The sequence below is a fragment of the Nocardia acididurans genome, assembly GCF_016741815.1.
Taxonomy (GTDB): Bacteria; Actinomycetota; Actinomycetes; order Mycobacteriales; family Mycobacteriaceae; genus Nocardia; species Nocardia acididurans.
In genome coordinates this window covers 1-4,988 of the sequence record NZ_JAERRJ010000037.1, presented here as the reverse complement: position 1 = coordinate 4,988, position 4,988 = coordinate 1, and the positions used below count along the sequence as shown (strand labels likewise).

Below are 4,988 nucleotides of genomic sequence, written 5' to 3'. Positions count from 1 at the left end.
ATTCTTCGACCTCGGCGGCGACAGCATTTCATCGATTCAGGTCGTTTCGCGGGCGCGTGCCGTCGGGTTGGTCGTCACACCGCGGGACATCTTCGCCCACAAAACGGTTGCCGGGGTCGCCGCTGTCGCAATTGTGGACGACGGTGGTTTCGAGCGTGGCGATGATGGTGTTGGCGACGTGATGGTGACACCGATCATTTCTTGGCTCGAGCGTTCAGCTCTGCAGGGCCCAGTCGACCAGTTCAATCAGTCAGTAATGTTCAAGGCTCCGGTAGGAGCTCGGTTCGATGACGTGGTTGTTCTGTTGCAGGCGTTGCTGGACCGTCATCCGATGCTGCGGGTGCGTCTAGAGGGTTACGGCGACAAGGAGCGCGGTTGGTCGCTGGTTGTTCCGGAGGCCGGCGGGGTGCGCGCCGAGAATTGTCTGCTGCAGGTCGCCGAGATCACGGCCGAGGCCGTAGCCCACGCTCGTGCTGGACTGAATCCTTCCGAAGGCGTTGTAGTTCGCGCGGTCTGGGCTCCAGCTGCCCGTGATCTGGTCATGTTCGTGCATCATCTCGCCGTTGATGCGGTGTCATGGCGCGTCATTCTTGAAGACTTGAACGCAGGCTGGCATGCACTGCAGTCGGGGGATGAGATCAGTTTGCGTGGCGGTGGCACGTCGTTCCGCGAATGGGCGTCGGTGTTGTCGGAGTATGCGACCTCTCCCGCGGTATCGGGTCAGTTGTCGGTATGGAAGGAGATAGCCTCGACTGCTGCGGTGTTGCCGCAAGTGGACTCAGGCGTCGACACGTTCGCGACATCGGAGTCGTTCGCCGAGGTCTTCGATGCCGACCTGACGCGGGCACTGACGAACCAAGTGCCCGCCATCCTGGGAATGGGCGTGCATGAGATTCTGGTGACGGCTTTGGGTTTGGCGTTGGCCGAGCACTCCGGCTCCCAGGGCACACCCATTGGTATCGATGTCGAATCGCATGGACGGGACGAGGAGATCGCCCGCCCTGTTCGTTTGTCCGGGACCGTGGGTTGGTTCACAGCCATGTACCCGGTCCGCTTGCACGTCCCGGCAATTGCCTGGGGACGGGTGTTAGCCGGTGACGGAGATCTCGAAGCGGTCGTCAAGAGCGCGAAGCAGCAGCTTCGCACCGCACCGGACGGCATTACCTTCGGATTGCTGAAATATCTACGGTCCGAGCCCGATCTGGACGTGCCGGGAGCGCAGGTGATGCTGAACTACCTGGGCCGGATGGGCGATGGAGCCGAGGTCCGGGAGGGCTCGCGGCTGTGGGGACTGGTGGGTATGCCGGCCGACGTGCTTACTGCGACCTTCGCGCCGGATATGCCGTTGTCGCATACCATCCAGATCAACGCTGCGGCGTTCGACGACGGTGCGGAAGTTCGGCTGCATGCCGGAATCACCTGGGCGGCATCGAAACTCGACCGTGACACGATCGAGTCGTTGGCCCGATTGTGGTTCGAAGCCGTGAAGGGAATCTGTAGCTACGCCTTGGCGGGTGGCAGTGGCTTGGTCCCGTCCGATCTGCTGCTACCGGAGATCGGCCAGCCACTGATCGACGATCTGGAACGGGAATGGGATCTGACAGATATTCTGCCACTCTCCCCGCTCCAGGAGGGCCTGCTGTTTCACGCGGCATTCGAAGGACTCGGCGATCTCTATGCGACTCAGTTGGACATCACCCTCAAAGGTGACTTGGACATCGATCGGTTTGCTGCGGCGGTTAGGTCCGTGGTCGGGCGCCACCCGCATCTGAGCGCACGGTTCGTCTCCCGGCCACTCGCCCGACCTGTTCAGATCATTCTGAGCAATCCCGACGTTCCGTGGACGTTCGTGGATCTCGTCGGCGTCGAAGATGCGGAACGGGTGCTACGGGATTTGGCCGCTGACGAGCGAATCGCTGTCGGCGATCTCGAGCGGCAGTCACCGATACGTGTGTCCCTGATCAGAGTCGCCAAGGACACTTACCACGTCGTCCTGACCGTGCATCACATCGTCGTGGACGGGTGGTCGATATCCATCCTGCTGAAGGAGATGTTCCAGGAATACGGTTCGCAACGGCTCCTCACACCGGTTCCCTTCCGGAACTATCTGTCGTGGGTTTCCGAGCAACCGGTCGAGCGCGCCAGCCTGGCGTGGCGGACGCTATTCGATGGGTTCGAGACCCCCACGATGGTCTGCCCCGCTGCACCGACGTCGACCGTGCTCGCGAAGGGTGAGACGCGGTTCTCTCTGACCGAGTCGACGACGCGTGCGCTCGAGTCTTTCGCACGCAGCCACGACACGACGATGAGCACAGTGTTTCAGATGGCGTGGGCATGGACGCTCCATGTCATGACCGGCCAATCTGACATCGCGTTCGGGTCGACGGTGTCCGGTCGCCCGGCAGACTTGCCGGGGGTGGAGAACATGGTGGGGCTGTTCATCAATACAGTCCCTGTGCGTGCTGTGCTGACGCAGGACATCACCGCATTGCAGCTGATCGATCAACTGCGAGCCAATAACTACGACACCCTCGAGTATCACTTCCTTTCACTCAGTGAGATCCACCAGGCAGCGGGACACCGTGAACTCTTCGACACGCTCGTTGTATTTGAGAACTACCCGATAGAGTCATCCGTCGACGAAGTCAGCACCGCCGCACTGACGGTGGTCGATGTTGACAGTCGGGAAAGGACGCACTACCCGCTTGTCCTGCAGGTTGCGCCAGGACGTGAACTGGGCCTGCGAGTCGAGTACCGGACTGATGCGTTCGACGCTGTGACCATCGAGGCTGTAATAGCTCGGTTGCTGCGGTTCCTGGAAGCGGTCGCCGCCGATCCGGGGCGGTCTTTGTCCTCGATCGATTTGCTTGGAGTGTCCGAACGGGCACAGTTGGCGGTGTTGTCGAACCGGGCGGCGCTGTCCTCGGGTCGTTTGCTGGAGTCAGTTCCGGTGTTTTTCGCTGGGCAGACGGAGCGGACACCGGATGCGACTGCGGTGGTATTCAAGGGTTGTTCGTGGACTTATCAGGAAATTGACGAGAGGTCTTCGCGGCTGGCGAATTTGCTTGTCGAACGTGGTGTTGGGTCCGCGGACATCGTGGGTGTGGCTGGGGCGCATTCGGCCGATGCGGTAGTGGCGATCCTTGCGGTGTTGAAGGCCGGAGCGGCATACCTGCCCATCGATCTCAACCACCCTGCGGAGCGGGTCGCGTTCATACTCGCCGATGCCGCGCCGGTGGTTGTGATCACCTGGGTCGATCACGCCGTCCGGTTCGCCGATTATGGGGTGGCCGTAATCGATATGGGTGACCCGATGATCGAAGATCAACCGTGCGTGGCGTTGCCCGCACCACGGGCTGGAGACCTCGCGTACGTCATCTACACCTCCGGTACCACCGGTGCGCCGAAGGGTGTCGCGGTTACCCACGCCGGCCTTGCGGACCTCGTTGCTACTCAAGCAGATCGAGCTGGCATCAGCTGTGACAGCCGCGTTTTGCAGTTCGCGTCCTTGAATTTCGACGCATCGGTCGCAAATTTGTGGGGCGCGTTGCTGGTGGGGGCCGCCGCAGTGATTCCGACCATGGAAGAGGGGATGCTCGACAACCTCGAGCAGTTCATCACCCGTAACGACGTCTCGCATATACCGGTCACGCCGTCTGCGTTGTCGGCGTTGTCACCGGATCGAGTCGATTCAGGCAGGGTGGTGATTGTCGGCGGCGAAGCGTGTCCGGCTGAGCTGGTCGACCGCTGGGCGGTCGATCACACCGTCATCAACGTCTACGGTCCGACCGAGACAACGGTAGATGTGTCGATCAGCGGGCCATTGGCGGTGGGGGCAGGTGTGCCGGCGATCGGTCGGCCGGTTTCCGGCACGGCGCTCTTCGTATTGGATTCGAGGCTGGGCGAGGCTCCAGTTGGTGTGGCGGGAGAGCTGTACGTCGCGGGTCCTGGTGTAGCCCGGGGGTATTGGGGCCAACCGGGGCTGACCGCGTCGCGGTTCGTGGCGTGTCCGTTCGCTGGTGTGGGGGCCAGGATGTATCGGACGGGGGATATGGTGCGGTGGAACAACACTGGCGAGTTGGAATACGTGGGTCGCGTCGACGATCAGGTGAAGATTCGGGGGTTCCGGGTCGAACCAGGTGAGGTGGCGGCTGCGTTGTCGACGGTGGCAGGGGTTGAGCAGGCCGCAGTTGTGGCGCGTGAAGACCTGCCGGGAGAGAAACGTCTGGTGGGGTACGTGACCGGTCGGGTCGACCCTGTGACGGTGCGTGCGGCGGTCGTGGCTCTGTTGCCCGAGTACATGGTCCCGGCCCAGGTGGTGGGTTTGAAATCGTTGCCGTTGACGGTGAACGGAAAACTGGACAAGCGCGCTCTGCCCGCGCCCGGGTACGGGGGTACGGACTCCTACCGTGCACCTACAAATCCGGTGGAGCAGATCCTTGCCGCCATCTATGCACGAGTATTGGGAGTCGAGCGAGTTGGCATCGACGACTCCTTCTTCGATTTGGGTGGTAACTCGTTGTTGGCGATGCGGGCAATAGTGGCGGTGGGCGAGGCCCTCGGTTCGCGTGTCTCCGTCCGGGCATTGTTCGAGGCGCCGACCGTCGCGGGCCTCGCGGAGTCGGTTCGTGCCGAAGGAGTTAACAACCGCCGGGCTCCGCTGGCGGCCCGGAATCGCCCGGACTTGGTCCCGTTGTCGTATGCCCAGGGGCGGCTGTGGTTCCTGTCTCGGTTGGAAGGTCCGTCAGCGACCTATAACCTGCCGTTGGTTCTGCGGTTGACAGACGCGGTAGATCCGGATGTGTTGGGGGCCGCCGTCATCGACGTCCTTGCTCGACACGAAGCGTTGCGGACGGTGTTTTCTGAGGTCGACGGGGTGGCCTATCAGGTAGTTCTTCCAGCCGAACGAATCGATGTGGGATGGAAGGTAACTGACGCGACCGAATGGTCACCAACCCGGTTGGACGGCGAGATCGCCACAAACGTCC

The 4,988-nt window shown here is 62.0% G+C and carries 1 protein-coding gene; it reads left to right on the top strand.

The features are described from left to right. A partial coding sequence (locus JK358_RS38650; protein ID WP_201958844.1) for a non-ribosomal peptide synthetase occupies window positions 1–4,988 on the top strand: 4,988 nt, incomplete at both ends.